The sequence below is a fragment of the Sphingomonas sp. Mn802worker genome (assembly GCF_000382485.1).
In the GTDB taxonomy this organism is placed as follows: Bacteria; Pseudomonadota; Alphaproteobacteria; order Sphingomonadales; family Sphingomonadaceae; genus Sphingomonas.
The window spans coordinates 155,314-171,001 of record NZ_AORY01000011.1; the positions used below are offsets into that span (position 1 = coordinate 155,314).

A 15,688-nucleotide genomic window follows, 5' to 3' on the forward strand; every position below is an offset into this window, starting at 1 on the left:
TCAACCCTTCGGCGTCAGTCGCAGCAGCTTGCCGCCGCCCCCTTCCCGCCGTCCTGGATGACCCAGATCGCCCCATCGGGTGCCTGCGCCACGTCGCGGATGCGCTCGCCCATGTTCCACTGCTCGGCGACGCGCGCCTGTGCGCCATTCACCACGACGCGCACCAGCGACTTGCTCGACAGCCCGGCGATGAACAGCGAGCCGCGATACTGCGGGAATATCGCGCCGGTATAGGCGATCATCCCGCCCGGCGAGATCACCGGGTTCCACCATAGTACCGGCGCCTGGAACTCGGGGCGGGAGGGATGGTCGGGGATCTCGACACCCGAATAATTGTCGCCGTTTGATACCAGCGGCCAGCCATAATTCTTGCCCGGCTCGATCAGGTTCAGCTCGTCCCCGCCCTTTGGCCCCATTTCCTCTTCCCACAACCGTCCATCGGGGGCGACGACCAGCCCATAGGGGTTACGATGCCCGCTAGACCACGTCATTGCACGTGCACCGCCCGCCTTGTACATCGGGTTGCCCGGCCATGCCTTTCCGTCGAGCGTCAGTCGCACGATCTTGCCCAGCAATTGTTGCGGGTCCTGCGCCGGGGTGAAGCGCTGCCGCTCGCCCGAAGTGAGGAACAGCGACTTGCCGTCGGGTGCAAAGGCGATCGTCGCGCCGAACTGCCCGCCCGGGCCGTCCGACCCCGCACGCCAGATCACCTGCTGCCCGCTCAAGCGCTCATCGTCCAACCGTGCGCGCATCAGCGCAAGGCTCGATCCGCCGTTCGGACGCGGCTCGGCGTAGCTCAGGTAGATCAGGCGGCTCGTCGCGAAATCGGGCGCGATCGCAATGTCGAGCAACCCGCCCTGCCCGCCGCTTGCCACCGCGGGAACGCCGCTGACGTTGCCGACGCGACCGTCAACGGCACGGTGCTTGAGCGCGCCCGCCTTCTCGGTCACGAGGAGGCTCGCATCCGGCAGGAACGCGATCGCGAACGGCGCATCGAACTGCCCCATCTCGGCAATCGCGACCGGCGGCGCGGTCAGCGCGATGTTGGCGCGACCGGTCGTCGCCGCCACGTTGCGCGCGGTCGGCGCGGGCGCGTTCTTCGGGACCGGATCGTTGCTTCCAGCGATCTGCGGCCCTTGCGGCCCCGTCGTCACGTCGGACGGCGCTGCCGCGCTGTTACCCTGTGCTTGCGGTTGCGCCGAGCAGGCGGTGGAGGCGAGCAGCGCGGCGGCAAAGGCAATCAATCGCACGTATGTATCCCTCGGGTTCGGTCACGCGAACAAAGGCGCATCGCTGCCTCTTGTTCCCCGCATGCCTGTCACGAAGCGTTGCCGGCTTGCGGCGCTCACCCGATCGGTCTATATCACGCGTGCTTTCTCTTACATCGTCAGGTGCAAGGGGCTGCGGAGCTCGGCTCCGCGGCGGCAAGAAACGCATGTTCGGATGACCCGCTTGGACGATACAAACGCCCTTTCTGCAACGAAGGCTTTGGCTGCCATGATCGCACCCGAGGCCGAGGCACTCGGTTTCGCGCTGGTGCGCGTGCGCCTGTTCGGCAAGGGAGACGAGCGTACGTTGCAGGTGATGGCCGAGCGTCCCGACACGCGCCAGCTGACGATCGACGATTGCGCCGACTTATCGCGCCGCATCTCCGATCAGCTCGACGCCGCGGAAGCGGCCGGACGCGATTACATCGATGGCGCCTACCGGCTTGAGGTGTCGAGCCCCGGCATCGACCGTCCGCTCACCAGGTTGCAGGATTTCGAGGACTGGAAGGGGCACGAGGCCCGCATCCACCTGACCGCGCCGGTCGACGGTCGCAAGCAGCTGACCGGCGACCTCGTCGGCACCGACGGCGACCGGATCACGATCGACGTGCGCAAGCATGAAGCGATGACGATCGGGTTCGATCAGGTCGCCGATGCGAAGCTGTTGCTCACCGACCGGCTGATCGCCGCCACCGTCCCGCTCTCGCAAGAGGGTGCGGAAGAAGAAGAATTCGAAGAAGAGGACAGTCAGTAAGATGGCCACGGGCGTCACTGCGAACCGCGCGGAACTGATCGCGATCGCCAATTCGGTCGCGTCGGAGAAGATGATCGACAAGGGCATCGTCATTGAGGCGATGGAGGACGCGATCCAGCGCGCGGCGCGCACGCGCTACGGCCAGGAAATGGACATCCGCGCCAAGCTCGATCCCAACAACGGCGACCTGCGTCTGTGGCGCGTCGTCGAGGTGGTCGAGCTGGTCGACGACATCTACAAGCAGGTCGACCTGAAGGGTGCGCAGAAGCTTCAGGAGGGCGCGGAGCTGGGAGACTATCTGGTCGATCCGCTGCCCCCGATCGAGTTCGGCCGCATCCAGGCGCAGGCCGCCAAGCAGACGATCTTCCAGAAGGTGCGCGACGCCGAGCGCGAGCGGCAGTTCGAGGAGTTCAAGGACCGTGCAGGTGAGATCATCACCGGCGTCGTCAAGCGGGTCGAGTTCGGCCACATCGTCGTCGACCTCGGCCGCGCCGAGGGCGTGATCCGCCGCGACGCGCAGATCCCGCGCGAGGTGGTGCGCGTCAACGACCGCATCCGCAGCCTGATCCTCAAGGTCGTGCGCGAGAACCGCGGCCCGCAGATCTTCCTGTCACGCGCGCATCCCGACTTCATGAAAAAGCTGTTCGCGCAGGAAGTGCCCGAAATCTACGACGGCATCATCGAGATCAAGGCGGCCGCGCGAGACCCGGGCAGCCGCGCGAAGATCGGCGTCATCTCTCACGATTCCTCAATCGATCCGGTCGGCGCCTGCGTCGGCATGAAGGGCAGCCGCGTTCAGGCGGTCGTGCAGGAGATGCAGGGCGAAAAGATCGACATCATCCCCTGGTCGCCCGACACCGCGACCTTTGTCGTCAACGCGCTGCAGCCGGCGAACGTCGCGCGCGTGCTGATCGACGAGGAAGACGACCGGATCGAGGTCGTCGTCCCCGACGATCAGCTTTCCCTCGCGATCGGTCGTCGCGGCCAGAACGTGCGCCTCGCCTCGCAGCTGACCGCCAAGGCGATCGACATCCTGACCGAGACCGATTCGAGCGAGAAGCGTCAGGCCGAGTTCGTCAAGAACAGCGACACGTTCCAGAACGAGCTCGATGTCGACGAGACGCTCGCGCAGCTGCTCGTCGCTGAAGGCTTCAGCGAGCTCGAGGAAGTCGCCTATGTCGAACTCGACGAGCTGGCGGGGATCGAGGGCTTCGACGAGGACCTCGCGCAGGAATTGCAGAGCCGCGCGCAGGAAGCGCTCGAACGGCGCGAGACCGCGCAGCGCGAGGAGCGACGTGCGCTCGGCGTCGAGGACGCGCTGGCCGAGCTGCCGTACATGACCGAGGCGATGCTGGTCACGCTCGGCAAGGCGAAGATCAAGACGCTCGACGACTTGGCCGACCTCGCCACCGACGAGCTGATCGAGAAGAAGCGTCAGGAGCCGCGTCGCCGCAACGACGACGCGCCCAAGCGTCCGGAGCACAAGGGCGGCGTGCTCGGTGCCTATGGCCTGACCGAGGAGCAGGGCAACGAGATGATCATGGCCGCACGCGCCCACTGGTTCGAGGACGAGCCGGCAGCGGCGGGCGAGAACGCTGAGCCCGCAACCCAGGAGGCGGCGCGCGACTGATGCCGTTCGTGTCGATCCGACTGGCGGGCAGTGCGACCCGCGACCAGAAAGCGGGGATCGTGGCTGATGTCACCTCCTCGCTGGTGACGCGGCTGGGCAAGAACCCGGCCGCGGTGCAGGTCGTGATCGAGGAAGTGTCACCAGAGAATTATGGTGCGGGCGGGCAGTTGATCGCCGATCGCGACTCGCCAGCAACGCCAACTACCGCCAAGGGAGACGCGCATGCGGAACCCCGACCATGAGGCGCTAGAAAGCCCCACCCGCTCCTGCATCCTGACCCGCGATCGTGCGCCGCAGCACGTGCTGGTGCGGTTGGTGCTCGGCCCCGACAATCTGGTCTACCCCGACGTGCGCGCAAAAGCGCCAGGTCGCGGTGCCTGGATCGGGGTAACGCGTGGCGAACTCGAACAGGCCTATGCCAAGGGCCGGCTGCGCGGCGCGCTCGCCCGCGCGTTCAAGTCGAACGACGTGCAACTGTCCGACACGCTGCCGCAGCAGATCGCGACCGCGCTGGAGAAGAACGCGCTCGACCGTTTGGGGCTTGAGGCCCGTGCAGGGCACCTGCTGACCGGTGCCGAGCGGATCGAGAATGCGGCCCGCGGCGGGCAACTTCGTGCGCTCTATCACGCCGCTGATGCGGGTGAGGACGGCGCGCGCAAGCTCGCCCAGGCGTGGCGCGTCGGCTCCGATCGTGAGGGAAGCGACCTCAAGGGTCTGGTTCTTCCCGTCCCGCGCCCCATATTGTCGTTGGCGCTGGGCCGCGAGAATGTGGTACATATCGGCGTCACCGACCGCACGGCGGCCGATCGACTGGGCGAAGCGCTCGGTCGCTGGCTGCACTTTATCGGCCCTGATCCTATCCCGGCACCTTGCGAAACGGCCTCGCAAGGCGCATCGGCGCCCGGTCCCGAGCTTGCCTCGAACCTGGCGCCTACGGCCGTGACGATGAACGAGGAATTTGAGTGAGCGAGACCGACAACGACAAGCCGAAACTCGGAATGCGCGCGCCCTTGGGGCTGAAGCGCACGGTCGAGACCGGCAAGGTGAAGCAGAGCTTCAGCCACGGCCGTAGCAATACGGTGGTGGTCGAGGTGAAGCGTCGCCGCGTGCTCGGTCCGCAGGGCGCGGCCGAACAGGCTCCTGCGCCCGAGCCGACGCCCTCACCCGCGCCTGCTGCACCGCAGCCGCAGGCCGCGCCGCCGCGCGCGCCGGTCAGCAACGAAAGCGCGCAGGAGCGCCAGTCGCGTCTGCTGCGTGAGGCCGAGGAACAGCGCATGCACGCGCTGGAGGAAACGCGCCGTCGCCAGGACAGCGAGCGTCAGCACGCCGCCGAGGCCGAGCGCACCCGCGCCGAAGAGAAGCGCCGTGCCGAGGCCGAGGCGCAGGCGGCACCGCCGGCACCCGCACCCGAGCCGACCCCGGCTCCGACGCCTGCCCCTGCCCCCGTGCAGGAAGCAGCGCCTGCGCGGACCGTCGCGACGCCGATGGGCGCGCGTGGCTTCCGCCCGGTCGTGCGTGAGACCCCGCCGGCACCCGAGCCGACCCCGGCTCCGGCTGTCGAGGCGACGCCCGCACCCGCTCCGGTCGAGGCGGCAGCACCCGCTCCGACCCCGGCGCCCGCACCGACCCCTGCGCCCACGCCCGCCCCGACACCCGCACCCGCGCCGCGTGCGACGATCGAGCTGGGTCGCGATCCGTCGATGCCCGCGCCGCGCCGCTTCTCGCCGGTCGCGCGTCCCGACATTCCGAAGCCGCAGCCCAAGCCCGAGCCGAAGCCGGCGGCTGCCGCCACTCCGTCGCAGCCTGCGTCGAACGGTGGCGTCAATACGCCGCGCGCGATGCCCGCGGGCACGATGGCGGCACGCGGCGCGACCGCTGCACGTCCGCAGCAGCGCGACCGCAAGTCGGACGAGCGCCGCGGCGGCAAGCTGACCGTCAACCGCGCGTTGAACGAGGACGGCGCCCGCGCCCGCAGTCTCGCCGCGCTGAAGCGTGCGCGCGAGAAGGAGAAGCGTGGCTTCGGCGGCCCGCGCGAGCCGCAGGCCAAGCAGGTCCGCGACGTGCAGGTGCCCGAGGTCATCACGGTGCAGGAACTCGCCAATCGCATGGCGGAACGCGGTGCCGACCTGGTGAAGGCGCTGTTCAAGATGGGCATGCCCGTTACGATGACGCAGTCGATCGATCAGGACACCGCCGAGTTGCTGGTGACGGAATTCGGCCACAACATCGTCCGCGTCTCCGACAGCGACATCGACCTCGCGTTCGACACAGCGCCCGACGCTGAGGGCGATCTGCAGCCGCGTCCGCCGGTGGTCACGATCATGGGCCACGTCGATCATGGCAAGACGTCCTTGCTCGATGCGCTGCGCGGCACCGACGTGGTGCGCGGTGAAGCCGGCGGCATCACGCAGCACATCGGCGCGTATCAGGTGACGCTCAAGGACAAGTCGAAGGTCACCTTCCTCGACACGCCGGGCCACGAGGCGTTCACCGCCATGCGTGCGCGCGGCGCCGACGTGACCGACATCGTGGTGCTGGTGGTCGCGGCCGATGACGGGCTGATGCCGCAGACGATTGAGGCGATCAACCACACGAAGGCGGCAGGCAAGCCGATGATCGTGGCGATCAACAAAGTCGACAAGCACGACGCCAACCCGCAGCGCGTGCGCGAGCGTTTGCTCGAACACGACATTCAGGTCGAGGCGATGGGCGGCGAGACGCAGGACGTCGAAGTCTCCGCGCTTAAGAAGACCGGGCTCGACGAGCTGATCGCCAAGATCCAGCTTCAGGCCGAACTGCTAGAGTTGCGCGCCAACCCTGATCGCGATGCCGAGGGCAGCGTGGTCGAGGCGAAGCTCGACAAGGGCCGCGGCCCGGTCGCGACCGTGCTCGTCACGCGCGGCACGCTTAAGGTCGGCGACGTGTTCGTCGTCGGTGCGGAAAGCGGCAAGGTGCGCGCGATCGTCGACGACAAGGGCCGCCAGCTCAAGAACGCCGGTCCGTCGATGCCGGTCGAGGTGCTCGGCATCACCGGAACGCCGTCGGCGGGCGACCAGTTGCAGGTGGTCGAGAACGAGCAGCGCGCGCGCGAAGTGGCGGAATATCGCCAGGGCGTGTTGACGCAGAAGCGCACCACGACAGCGCCGGCTAGCCTAGAGAGCATGTTCTCCGCGCTCGCCGCCAACAAGGCGATCGAATATCCGCTCGTCGTCAAGGCGGACACGCAAGGCACGGTCGAGGCGATCGTCGCGTCGATCAACAAGATCTCGACCGACCTCATCCGCGCGCGCGTACTGCACTCGGGCGTCGGCGGTATCACCGAGAGCGACGTGACGCTCGCGGGTGCGTCGGGCGCGCCGATCATCGGCTTTAACGTCCGCGCGAACGCCAAGGCACGCGAGATCGCCGAGCGGCAGAAGGTGGCGCTGAAATATTACGATGTCATCTACGACCTGATCGACGAAATCCGCGCCGGCATGGCGGGCGAGCTCGGGCCGGAGGCGTTCGAGACCGTCGTCGGTCGCGCCGAGATCCGCGAGGTCTTCTCGGCCGGCAAGCACGGTCGCGCGGCGGGTCTGCTCGTCACCGACGGTGTTATCCGCAAGTCGCTCAAGGCGCGTATCACGCGTCAGGACGTCATCATCTACCAGGGCGAGATCGCGTCGCTGCGTCGCTTCAAGGACGACGTGCCCGAGGTCCGCGCCGGGTTGGAGTGCGGTGTCACGTTCACGCAGAACTTCACCGACATCAAGGCCGGCGATTACCTCGAGACCTACGAGGTCGAACTGCGCGAGCGCACGCTCTAAGCACGCCTGAGCGGGCGGATGATGTCACAGACACAGATCATCCGCCCGCTTGGCGAGGCGCTCGGCTGGCTTTAAAAGGAGCTCGACTGGGGCGCGCCGCGCGCCGAGTTGCACCATCTGACGGGACGCATCAGTGAGCTCTGCGCCGCCATGTTGACCCACGGTGAGATGGCTGGTGCGGTCAACCAGCGCGGCTACGACGTGGTTGGCTTCGACGGAGAGCGCATCTCGGGTCAAGAAGGTGACATCGAGTGGCTGAGCGACGTTCAACCCGCGCACGCTTGAACTGGTCGATCGCATCATCGTCCTGCGCATCAGCGCCGATACCGACAACGGCGTGTCGATTGGCATATTGCTAGATGTGCTGCGTGCAGGCTTCAATCGACATCTGCGATACCTGGCAATGGAGAGATCGACTACGCGATACGGTCGCCTCGAGCATTCGCGCGTGACCTGGACGATCGGGCGATCGTCGCGGAGTTGTTCACCACTGTTGGATGGTCCGCCATATGAGAGCGGGACCGTGCGAGTGCTGGACGACGGTGTGGAACTTGCGAACGCGATGCCGCCGCTACGCATGTTCGCGGCGACACTTGGCGTCGACCTGCGTAATGCTAATGGCGGGTTTCGGAACACGCGGCAGCTCGGCGACGCTGTGCTCGTAGCGATGAGAGTTTGATATGAAGAACGACGAAAAGCCCGATAAATCCGTTCGGACGCTGCGCGTCGGCGAGCAGGTCCGCCACGTCCTGTCCGAGATCCTGCAACGCGGCGACGTGCATGACGAGACGTTGGCGAAACACATGGTCAGCGTCACGGAAGTGCGCATGTCGCCCGACCTGCGGCACGCGACCGTGTTCGTGAAGCCGCTGCTCGGCCGCGATGAGGAAGCGGTGTTGAAGGCGCTGCGCACCAACACAGCCTACCTCCAGCGCGAGGTCGCGCACCGCGTACAGAACAAGTACGCCGCGAAGCTCAAATTCCTCGCCGATGAGAGCTTTGACGAGGGCAGTCATATCGACGCGCTGCTGCGTCGCCCCGAGGTTGCACGCGACCTGAACGACGGCGAATAGGCGCGCCGTGGCAAAGCTCTATTTCTACTATGCCAGCATGAACGCGGGCAAGTCGACCAACCTGCTTCAGGCTGACTTCAACTATCGCGAGCGCGGCATGGCGACGATGCTGTTCACTGCCGCGATCGACGATCGCTTCGCCGCGGGTACGATCACCTCGCGCATCGGCCTGTCCGCGCCCGCGACCCCCTTCGACCACTTGACCGACATCGCCGCGCAGGTGGCGGCGCAGCACGCCGACGCACCGGTCGCATGCGTGCTGGTCGACGAGGCGCAGTTCCTCACCGACGCGCAGGTCGACCAGCTCGCCTGGCTCGCCGACACACTCGGCGTGCCGGTGCTCGCCTACGGCCTGCGCACCGACTTTCAGGGACAGCTCTTTCCCGGCTCGGCGCGCCTGCTCGCGCTCGCCGACTCGCTCAATGAGATAAAGTCGGTGTGCGCCTGCGGGCGCAAGGCGACGATGAACCTGCGGGTCGACAGCTCTGGAAACCCGATCGCGCAGGGGCAGCAGACTGAGATCGGCGGCAACGACCGCTACGTCGCGCTATGCCGCCGCCACTTCACCGAGGCGCTGGCAGGCTGAGCGGCGATCTGTCGCGGCAGATCTCCCGGCTACGCACTCGTCTTCCCAGGCTTGATCGGAGGTCACGCTTCTTCTGCGCGGTGAGAAGGAGGGAGGGATAGCGGGGCCAGGTCACTCCACCACCTCTGCGCAAAGCCCCGGCCAGTTACCCAGCCGGGGCTCAACTCACTTAACGGTCGTCGCGTCTCACGCCTTGACGGTCGCCGCCTTACCACCCTTCTTCTTGGGCTTGGGCGCTGCCGGTTCGATCGTAAAGGCGAGCGCGTTGTCCTTCAGCTTCACCGTCACCTCGCCGCCGTGGACCAGCTTGCCGAACAGCAGTTCCTCGGCGAGTGGCTGCTTGATCTTCTCCTGAATCAACCGGCCCATCGGGCGCGCGCCGTATAGCTTGTCATAGCCCTTGGTCGTCAGCCATGTCTTCGCCTCGTCGTCCAGCTTAATGTGGACGTCGCGGTCGGCGAGCTGGAGTTCCAGCTGGAGGATGAACTTGTCGACCACCCGCGCGACCACCTCGGGCGGCAGGTAACCGAACGGCACCACCGCATCCAGCCGGTTGCGGAATTCGGGCGTGAACATCCGCTGCACCGCCTGCTCGTCCTCACCCTCACGGGTCAGGTTGCCGAAGCCAACCGTCTCGCGCGCCATGTCGCTCGCACCCGCATTGGTCGTCATGATCAGGATGGTGTTGCGGAAGTCGACCGTCTTGCCGTGCTGATCGGTCAGACGCCCGTTGTCCATCACCTGCAACAGGATGTTGAACAGGTCGGGATGCGCCTTCTCGATCTCGTCGAGCAGCAGCACGCAATGCGGGTTCTGGTCGACCGCATCGGTCAACAAACCGCCCTGGTCGAACCCGACATAGCCCGGTGGCGCACCGATCAGCCGGCTGACCGAGTGGCGCTCCATATACTCCGACATGTCAAACCGCTGCAGCGGAATGCCGAGAATCGTCGCCAGCTGCTTCGCCACCTCGGTCTTGCCGACGCCGGTGGGGCCCGAGAACAGATAATTGCCGATCGGCTTCTCCGGCTCGCGCAAGCCGGCACGCGCCAGCTTGATCGCCGACGACAGCTTCTCGATCGCTGCATTCTGCCCGAACACCACGCGCTTCAGGTCGGTCTCGAGATGCTCAAGCACCTTCTTGTCGTCGGTCGACACCGACTTCGGCGGAATGCGCGCCATCGTCGCGATCACCTGCTCGATCTCCTTGGCGGTGATCGTCTTCTTGCGCTTGTTCGGCGCCACCAGCATCTGCATCGCGCCGACCTCGTCGATCACGTCGATCGCCTTGTCGGGCAGCTTGCGGTCGTTGATGTATCGTGCCGACAGCTCCACCGCCGACTTGATCGCCTCGGGCGTGTACTTGACCGAATGGTGCTCCTCGAACGCGGAGCGCAGGCCGGCGAGGATCTTGATCGTGTCCTCGATCGTCGGCTCGTTCACGTCGATCTTCTGGAACCGGCGCAGCAGCGCGCGATCCTTCTCGAAGTGGTTGCGGAACTCCTTGTAGGTGGTCGACCCGATGCAACGAATAGTGCCGCCCGACAGCGCGGGCTTGAGCAGGTTGGACGCATCCATCGCCCCGCCCGAGGTCGCACCCGCGCCGATTACGGTGTGGATCTCGTCGATGAAGAGCACCGCGTCGGGCATCTTCTCCAATTCGTTGACGACCGCCTTCAATCGCTCCTCGAAGTCGCCGCGATAGCGCGTGCCGGCGAGCAGCGCGCCCATGTCGAGCGAGTAGATGACGGCGGGCAACAAAACCTCGGGCACGTCGCCCTCGACGATCTTGCGCGCCAGACCTTCCGCAATCGCGGTCTTCCCCACGCCCGGATCACCGACGTAAAGCGGGTTGTTCTTCGAGCGGCGACACAGGATCTGCACCGTGCGGTCAACCTCGGCCGAACGCCCGATCAGCGGATCGACCTTACCGGTCTTCGCCTTCTCGTTCAGGTCGACGGTGAATTGCTTGAGCGCGCTCTCACCCTTCTTTCCGCCCTCGGCCTTTTCCTTCTTCTCTTCCTCCGCACCCTTCACGCTCGTCGCCTCCGGAGTGGCGCTGCCCTTGCCAACGCCGTGGCTGATGTAGCTGACCGCATCCAGCCGGCTCATGTCCTGCTGCTGGAGGAAATAGACCGCGTAACTCTCGCGCTCGCTGAACAGCGCGACGAGCACGTTGGCGCCCGTCACCTCGTCCCGGCCCGACGACTGGACGTGGAGGATCGCGCGCTGGACGACGCGCTGGAAGCCGCTGGTCGGTGACGGATCGGTGGCGGCGTCGACTTTCAACGCGCCGAGTTCGGTGTCGAGGTAGTGCGCGACGGTGGTCTTCAACTCACCCGTGTCGACCCCACACGCCGCCATCACCTGGCTGGCATGCTCGTCGTCGATCAACGCGAGCAGAAGGTGCTCCAGCGTCGCATATTCGTGGCGACGCGAGGAGGCGGCCTCGAGCGCCTTGTGCAGCGTGGTCTCGAGAGCGCTGGCGAAAGAAGGCATCTGTTACTTACTCCTGTCGGGCGCTGCCCGAACAGGCATCGCCCTTTCCACCTATGTCGGTAGTGACACGCCCCGCATCAAGCCGCGCGTCCCTGTGGTCGGCACCGTCGCCAGATTGAACGTCCGTGCCGATCGATCGGCCGCGGCGCAGCCGGTCCGGCACGACGTGACCGCGCACCCGCCGCATCGCCGTGGTCGGCGCGTGCAGGCGGGCGGTCCCGATCATCGGCGCGCGCGTCTCACGACTTGAACAGCGAATCCGCGCTCGCACGGTGGCTCACCGCGCCGTCAATCTTCACACGGCAGCGCGCGATCTCGCCCTCCAGCGCCGTGACCCGCGCCTCCAGTTCGCCGACCGACAGCCGATCGAGATCCTCCGCCAGCAACGCCGTCAGCGGGTCGTCGCCGCGGCGACCGAGGATATCGTCCAGGTCCACGATGACGAACGTTGACCCTGCCGGATGCGAAGTCAATAAGGCCGCGGCGAAATGGGGGACTTCGTGTGATGGGTGACCTGCCCGAGACGATGCTGGCGATCGACCCGGAGACGCCGGGCGGACCCGAGGTGCTGGTGCCGGTGGAGCGACCCGTACCGACGCCCGCCGCGGGCGAGCTGCTGATCCGCGTCGCCGCCGCCGGGGTCAACCGCCCCGACGTGCTCCAGCGCAAGGGAGGCTACCCGCCCCCGCCCGGCGCCTCCTCCACGTTGGGGCTCGAACTCGCCGGACACGTCGTCGCGGTCGGTGACGAGGTCGACGCGGCGATGATCGGTCAGCCGGTCTGCGCGCTGGTCGCGGGCGGTGCCTATGCCGAGTACGCCGTTGCTCCCGCCGCGCAGTGCCTGCCCGTGCCAGAGGCTCTGTCGATGGCCGAGGCCGCCGCGCTGCCGGAAACGCTGTTCACCGTGTGGACCAACCTGTTCGAGCGCGCCTTCGCGGTCGAGGGCGACACCGTGCTCGTACACGGCGGCACCGGCGGCATCGGCACGATGGCGATCGCGCTCGCCAACCTGTTCGGGCTGACGATCATCGTGACCGCGGGCTCGGACGAGAAATGCGCCGCCGCACGCGTGCTCGGCGCGCACCATGCGATCAACTACAAGACGCAGGATTTCGTAGCCGAGGTGAAAACGATCACCGGGGGCAACGGCTGCGCCGCGGTGCTCGACATGGTCGGCGGCGATTACGTGCCGCGCAACATGCAGTGCCTGGCGGACGATGGGCGTCATGTCTCGATCGCGGTGCAGGGCGGCACCCATGCGACGATCCCGATCTTCGACATCATGCGCCGCCGCCTGACGCTGACCGGATCGACGCTGCGCGCGCGCGACGCCGCGTTCAAGGGGCTCGTCGCCGACGAACTTCACAAGACGGTATGGCCGCACGTCGAGGCGGGTCGGTTGAAGCCGGTGATGGACCGCACCTTCCCGCTCGCCCAGGCCGCCGACGCGCACCGCCGGATGGAGGCGGGCGACCATGTCGGAAAGATCGTGCTGACGCTCGACTAAGCACCACTGCGGCCAACAACAAAACGGCGCGCCGGGCATCCCCGCCGCGCCGTTTTCTGTTTCACTCCGCTGATCGGCGAAGCGCCTCGGCTCAGTTGCTGTCGCTGTTCCCGTTGCCGTCGGTCGCGACCAGCACCACCGCGACGATCGCCGCCAGGATGCCGATGCTGATCAGCGTGCCGGTCGGCACGGCCGCGCCGATCTTGCTCGACTTCGCAGCCGGAGCGGCAGCGCGGATCGACAAGGACGCCGCCGGGTTCGTCGGCGCCGGCGCAGGCGCGGCTACGGCGGCGGTAGAAACGGTCATCAGTGCGGCGGCGACGCTGCCACCCAGCATGGACTTGAACGACATGATAAATTCCTCCTGTTGACGCCCGCTTCCCTCGTGCCGCCACGTCTGTCAACGATGCGGCACGCCCCCGCGGCGTGTGGTGCGCGTAAAAGCACAGCCATGTTGCAGGCGTGAGACACTTGCACGGCCGCGCGCATGTCGCCGAACCGTCACGCGCGTGTCGCGCCGGCGTCACGCTTACGAGACGCGGGCGTAACATCGCCGGTGCATAGCCGTTCGCGACTGGGAGGGCTCGCTATGACCGCCAAGACGATCGCGCGCTTACGTTCGCACGCTCCGCATGACACGGGCGGTGCCAACATCACCGCCCTCTTTGATTTCGCCGCCTCGCGCCTCGACAGTCCCCAACCCGAGCAACCGGAGTTCGATGGTTTTGAGCCCGAAGGGCGCCGCCGCCGCTATCGCACGATCTGGATCAGCGACGTGCATCTCGGCACCCGCGGCTGCAACGCCGATCTGTTGATCGACTTCCTCGATCATGTCGACAGCGACAGGATGTACCTCGTTGGCGACATGATCGACGGCTGGCGGTTGAAGAAGCGGTTCTACTGGCCCGCCGCGCACAACGATGTCGTCTGGCGGCTGATGAAGCGTGTGCGCCGCGGCACGCGGATGGTCTACATTCCCGGCAACCACGACGAGATGTTCCGCCAGTTCGCCGGGCTCGACTTCGGCGGCATCCAGATCAGGCGCAAGGCGATCCACGAGACCGCCGACGGTCGTCGCCTCCTCGTCCTTCACGGCGACGAGTTCGACGCCATCACGCTTGCGCACACCTGGCTCGCGCACGTCGGTGACGCCGCCTATACCGCGCTGATGGCGGTCAACCGCTGGGTCAACGCCTTCCGCCGCCGTGCCGGCATGCCCTATTGGTCGCTGTCGAAACACGCCAAGGCGAAGGTGAAAAACGCCGTCGCCTTTATCTCGCGCTTCGAGGAGGTGGTCGCGCAGGCTGCCGGCTCGCGCGGGGTCGACGGCGTCGTGTGCGGCCACATCCACACCGCGGAGATGCGCGACATCGCCGGCGTCGCTTATTACAACGACGGCGACTGGGTTGAGGGCTGCACCGCGCTGGTCGAGCATCACGACGGCCGCATGGAGCTGCTTCACTGGGCCGACGAGATCGCGCGTCGCGAACGTGATGCCGCCGCTCCCGCACCGCTGACGCTTGCCGCCTGAGCGCTCGCGTGCGGATCGCGATCGTCACCGACGCATGGGCGCCGCAAGTCAACGGCGTCGTCCGCACGCTGGAGGCGACGCGCACCCACCTGCTGGCGCTCGGACATCAGGTGCTGGTGATCGCGCCCGACGCCTTCGCCAGCCTGCCCTGCCCGACCTATCCCGAAATCCGCCTCGCGCTCGCCGGGCGCAGCGCCGTCGGCCGCCGCCTCGCCGCGTTCGCCCCCCACGCAATCCATATCGCGACCGAAGGCCCGCTCGGGCTCGCGGCCCGGCGCTGGTGCGGCGCGCGCGCGCTTCCCTTCACCACTGCCTATCACACACAGTTTCCCGATTACGTCGCCGCGCGCACCGGCGTCGACCCTGAGTGGGTGTGGCGCTACGTCCGTTGGTTCCACGCCGCGGCGCAAGCCGTGCTCGTCTCCACCCCGACGATCGCCGCCGAGCTGCACGCGCACGGCCTCGCTCACACGCGCCTGTGGGGCCGCGGCGTCGACCTCGCCTGCTTCGCGCCGTCAGGTCCGATCGAACGAGCGATCTGCGCGCTGCCCGGCCCCGTGCTGCTCTACGTCGGCCGCGTCGCGGTGGAGAAGAACCTCGATGCGTTCCTCTCGGCACCAGTCCATGCCAGCAAGGTCGTGATCGGCGACGGACCTGCGCTCGCGTCGCTCCAACAGCGTTTCCCGGCCGTGCACTTCCTCGGCCGGCGCTCGGGCGATGCTCTCGCCGCCGTCTATCGCAGCGCCGACGCCTTCGTCTTTCCCAGCCGCACCGACACGTTCGGTTTGGTGATGATCGAGGCGATCGCCTGCGGCACGCCCGTCGCCGCTTACCCAGTCGCAGGGCCGATCGACGTCCTGACCGCCGAAACGGGCGCGATGCACGCCGACCTCCCAACCGCGATCCGCGCCGCCCTCACGCTCGACCGCCACGCCTGCGCAGCCGCCGGCGCACGCTTCACCTGGACGGCCGCGACCGAGCAGTTCCTCGCGGCCCTGCAACCGATCGCCCCCGCCGCGCTCGCCGCCTGACCG

15 protein-coding genes are annotated in these 15,688 nt (G+C 67.1%); 10 read left to right on the top strand and 5 right to left on the bottom strand.

Annotated features, from left to right (window positions below; all coding sequences use genetic code 11):
• Positions 1-14 precede the first annotated feature (14 nt).
• Positions 15-1,250 carry a PQQ-dependent sugar dehydrogenase gene (locus SMN802W_RS0109465; RefSeq protein WP_156818809.1) on the bottom strand — a complete coding sequence of 412 codons (1,236 nt, stop codon included), beginning with the start codon at positions 1,248-1,250 and terminating at the stop codon, positions 15-17.
• A gap of 193 nt (positions 1,251-1,443) precedes the next feature.
• Here SMN802W_RS0109465 and rimP point away from each other — a divergent pair, with 193 nt between their 5' ends.
• Genes rimP through infB form a run of 5 tightly spaced genes read left to right on the top strand, consistent with a single transcriptional unit; the run spans position 1,444 to position 7,458 of the window.
• A complete protein-coding gene (rimP, locus tag SMN802W_RS0109470; protein ID WP_051083560.1) occupies positions 1,444-2,022 on the top strand; it encodes a ribosome maturation protein RimP in 579 nt (192 codons plus the stop codon).
• A 1-nt stretch (position 2,023) separates the two neighbouring features.
• A complete protein-coding gene (gene nusA / locus SMN802W_RS0109475) occupies positions 2,024-3,652 on the top strand; it encodes a transcription termination factor NusA (protein WP_019516667.1) in 1,629 nt (542 codons plus the stop codon).
• Entirely contained in the window at positions 3,652-3,894 is a 243-nt protein-coding gene (locus SMN802W_RS0109480; RefSeq protein ID WP_019516668.1) for a tautomerase family protein, read from the top strand. Before nusA ends, SMN802W_RS0109480 begins: the two co-directional genes overlap by 1 nt.
• A complete protein-coding gene (locus SMN802W_RS0109485) occupies positions 3,875-4,618 on the top strand; it encodes a DUF448 domain-containing protein (RefSeq protein ID WP_051083562.1) in 744 nt (247 codons plus the stop codon). The genes SMN802W_RS0109480 and SMN802W_RS0109485 overlap by 20 nt, the downstream gene beginning before the upstream one ends.
• Positions 4,615-7,458 (top strand): translation initiation factor IF-2, encoded by a 2,844-nt coding sequence (gene infB / locus SMN802W_RS0109490; protein ID WP_019516670.1) that lies wholly within the window; start codon positions 4,615-4,617, stop codon positions 7,456-7,458. The genes SMN802W_RS0109485 and infB overlap by 4 nt, the downstream gene beginning before the upstream one ends.
• A gap of 24 nt (positions 7,459-7,482) precedes the next feature.
• On the opposite strand, the gene SMN802W_RS18260 is transcribed toward infB, so the two are convergent.
• Positions 7,483-7,809: a hypothetical protein gene (locus SMN802W_RS18260; RefSeq protein WP_019516671.1), complete on the bottom strand. Its 327-nt coding sequence runs from the start codon at positions 7,807-7,809 to the stop codon at positions 7,483-7,485.
• A gap of 329 nt (positions 7,810-8,138) precedes the next feature.
• On the opposite strand from SMN802W_RS18260, the gene rbfA reads away from it, so the two are divergent.
• Positions 8,139-8,531: a 30S ribosome-binding factor RbfA gene (rbfA, locus tag SMN802W_RS0109505; protein ID WP_019516673.1), complete on the top strand. Its 393-nt coding sequence runs from the start codon at positions 8,139-8,141 to the stop codon at positions 8,529-8,531.
• 7 nt (positions 8,532-8,538) lie between these two features.
• Positions 8,539-9,117: a thymidine kinase gene (locus SMN802W_RS0109510; protein WP_019516674.1), complete on the top strand. Its 579-nt coding sequence runs from the start codon at positions 8,539-8,541 to the stop codon at positions 9,115-9,117.
• A 186-nt stretch (positions 9,118-9,303) separates the two neighbouring features.
• On the opposite strand, the gene clpA is transcribed toward SMN802W_RS0109510, so the two are convergent.
• Positions 9,304-11,616: an ATP-dependent Clp protease ATP-binding subunit ClpA gene (clpA, locus tag SMN802W_RS0109515; protein ID WP_019516675.1), complete on the bottom strand. Its 2,313-nt coding sequence runs from the start codon at positions 11,614-11,616 to the stop codon at positions 9,304-9,306.
• 239 nt (positions 11,617-11,855) lie between these two features.
• On the bottom strand, positions 11,856-12,053 hold the full coding sequence (locus tag SMN802W_RS0109525; RefSeq protein ID WP_019516677.1) for a DUF1192 domain-containing protein: 198 nt from the start codon (positions 12,051-12,053) through the stop codon (positions 11,856-11,858).
• A gap of 68 nt (positions 12,054-12,121) precedes the next feature.
• Here SMN802W_RS0109525 and SMN802W_RS0109530 point away from each other — a divergent pair, with 68 nt between their 5' ends.
• On the top strand, positions 12,122-13,123 hold the full coding sequence (locus tag SMN802W_RS0109530; RefSeq protein WP_019516678.1) for an NAD(P)H-quinone oxidoreductase: 1,002 nt from the start codon (positions 12,122-12,124) through the stop codon (positions 13,121-13,123).
• A gap of 91 nt (positions 13,124-13,214) precedes the next feature.
• Here the strand turns inward: SMN802W_RS0109530 and SMN802W_RS0109535 are convergent, their stop codons facing one another.
• Positions 13,215-13,475 (bottom strand): hypothetical protein, encoded by a 261-nt coding sequence (locus tag SMN802W_RS0109535; RefSeq protein ID WP_037523776.1) that lies wholly within the window; start codon positions 13,473-13,475, stop codon positions 13,215-13,217.
• Between the two features lie 237 nt (positions 13,476-13,712).
• Between SMN802W_RS0109535 and SMN802W_RS0109540 the strand changes: the two genes are divergently transcribed.
• Complete coding sequence (locus SMN802W_RS0109540) at positions 13,713-14,654, top strand: UDP-2,3-diacylglucosamine diphosphatase (protein ID WP_019516680.1); 942 nt, start codon at positions 13,713-13,715, stop codon at positions 14,652-14,654.
• An 8-nt stretch (positions 14,655-14,662) separates the two neighbouring features.
• On the top strand, positions 14,663-15,685 hold the full coding sequence (locus tag SMN802W_RS0109545) for a glycosyltransferase family 4 protein (protein WP_019516681.1): 1,023 nt from the start codon (positions 14,663-14,665) through the stop codon (positions 15,683-15,685).
• The last annotated feature ends 3 nt before the right edge of the window (positions 15,686-15,688 follow it).

Excerpts from the sequence above, each read along its gene's own strand:
- rbfA (WP_019516673.1), top strand. The coding sequence starts at position 8,139 with ATGAAGAACGACGAAAAGCCCGATAAATCCGTTCGGACGCTGCGCGTC.
- nusA (WP_019516667.1), top strand. The coding sequence starts at position 2,024 with ATGGCCACGGGCGTCACTGCGAACCGCGCGGAACTGATCGCGATCGCC.
- SMN802W_RS0109535 (WP_037523776.1), bottom strand. The coding sequence starts at position 13,475 with ATGTCGTTCAAGTCCATGCTGGGTGGCAGCGTCGCCGCCGCACTGATG.
- SMN802W_RS0109540 (WP_019516680.1), top strand. The coding sequence starts at position 13,713 with ATGACCGCCAAGACGATCGCGCGCTTACGTTCGCACGCTCCGCATGAC.
- SMN802W_RS0109480 (WP_019516668.1), top strand. The coding sequence starts at position 3,652 with ATGCCGTTCGTGTCGATCCGACTGGCGGGCAGTGCGACCCGCGACCAG.
- SMN802W_RS18260 (WP_019516671.1), bottom strand. The coding sequence starts at position 7,809 with ATGCCAATCGACACGCCGTTGTCGGTATCGGCGCTGATGCGCAGGACG.
- clpA (WP_019516675.1), bottom strand. The coding sequence starts at position 11,616 with ATGCCTTCTTTCGCCAGCGCTCTCGAGACCACGCTGCACAAGGCGCTC.
- SMN802W_RS0109530 (WP_019516678.1), top strand. The coding sequence starts at position 12,122 with ATGGGTGACCTGCCCGAGACGATGCTGGCGATCGACCCGGAGACGCCG.
- SMN802W_RS0109485 (WP_051083562.1), top strand. The coding sequence starts at position 3,875 with ATGCGGAACCCCGACCATGAGGCGCTAGAAAGCCCCACCCGCTCCTGC.
- rimP (WP_051083560.1), top strand. The coding sequence starts at position 1,444 with ATGACCCGCTTGGACGATACAAACGCCCTTTCTGCAACGAAGGCTTTG.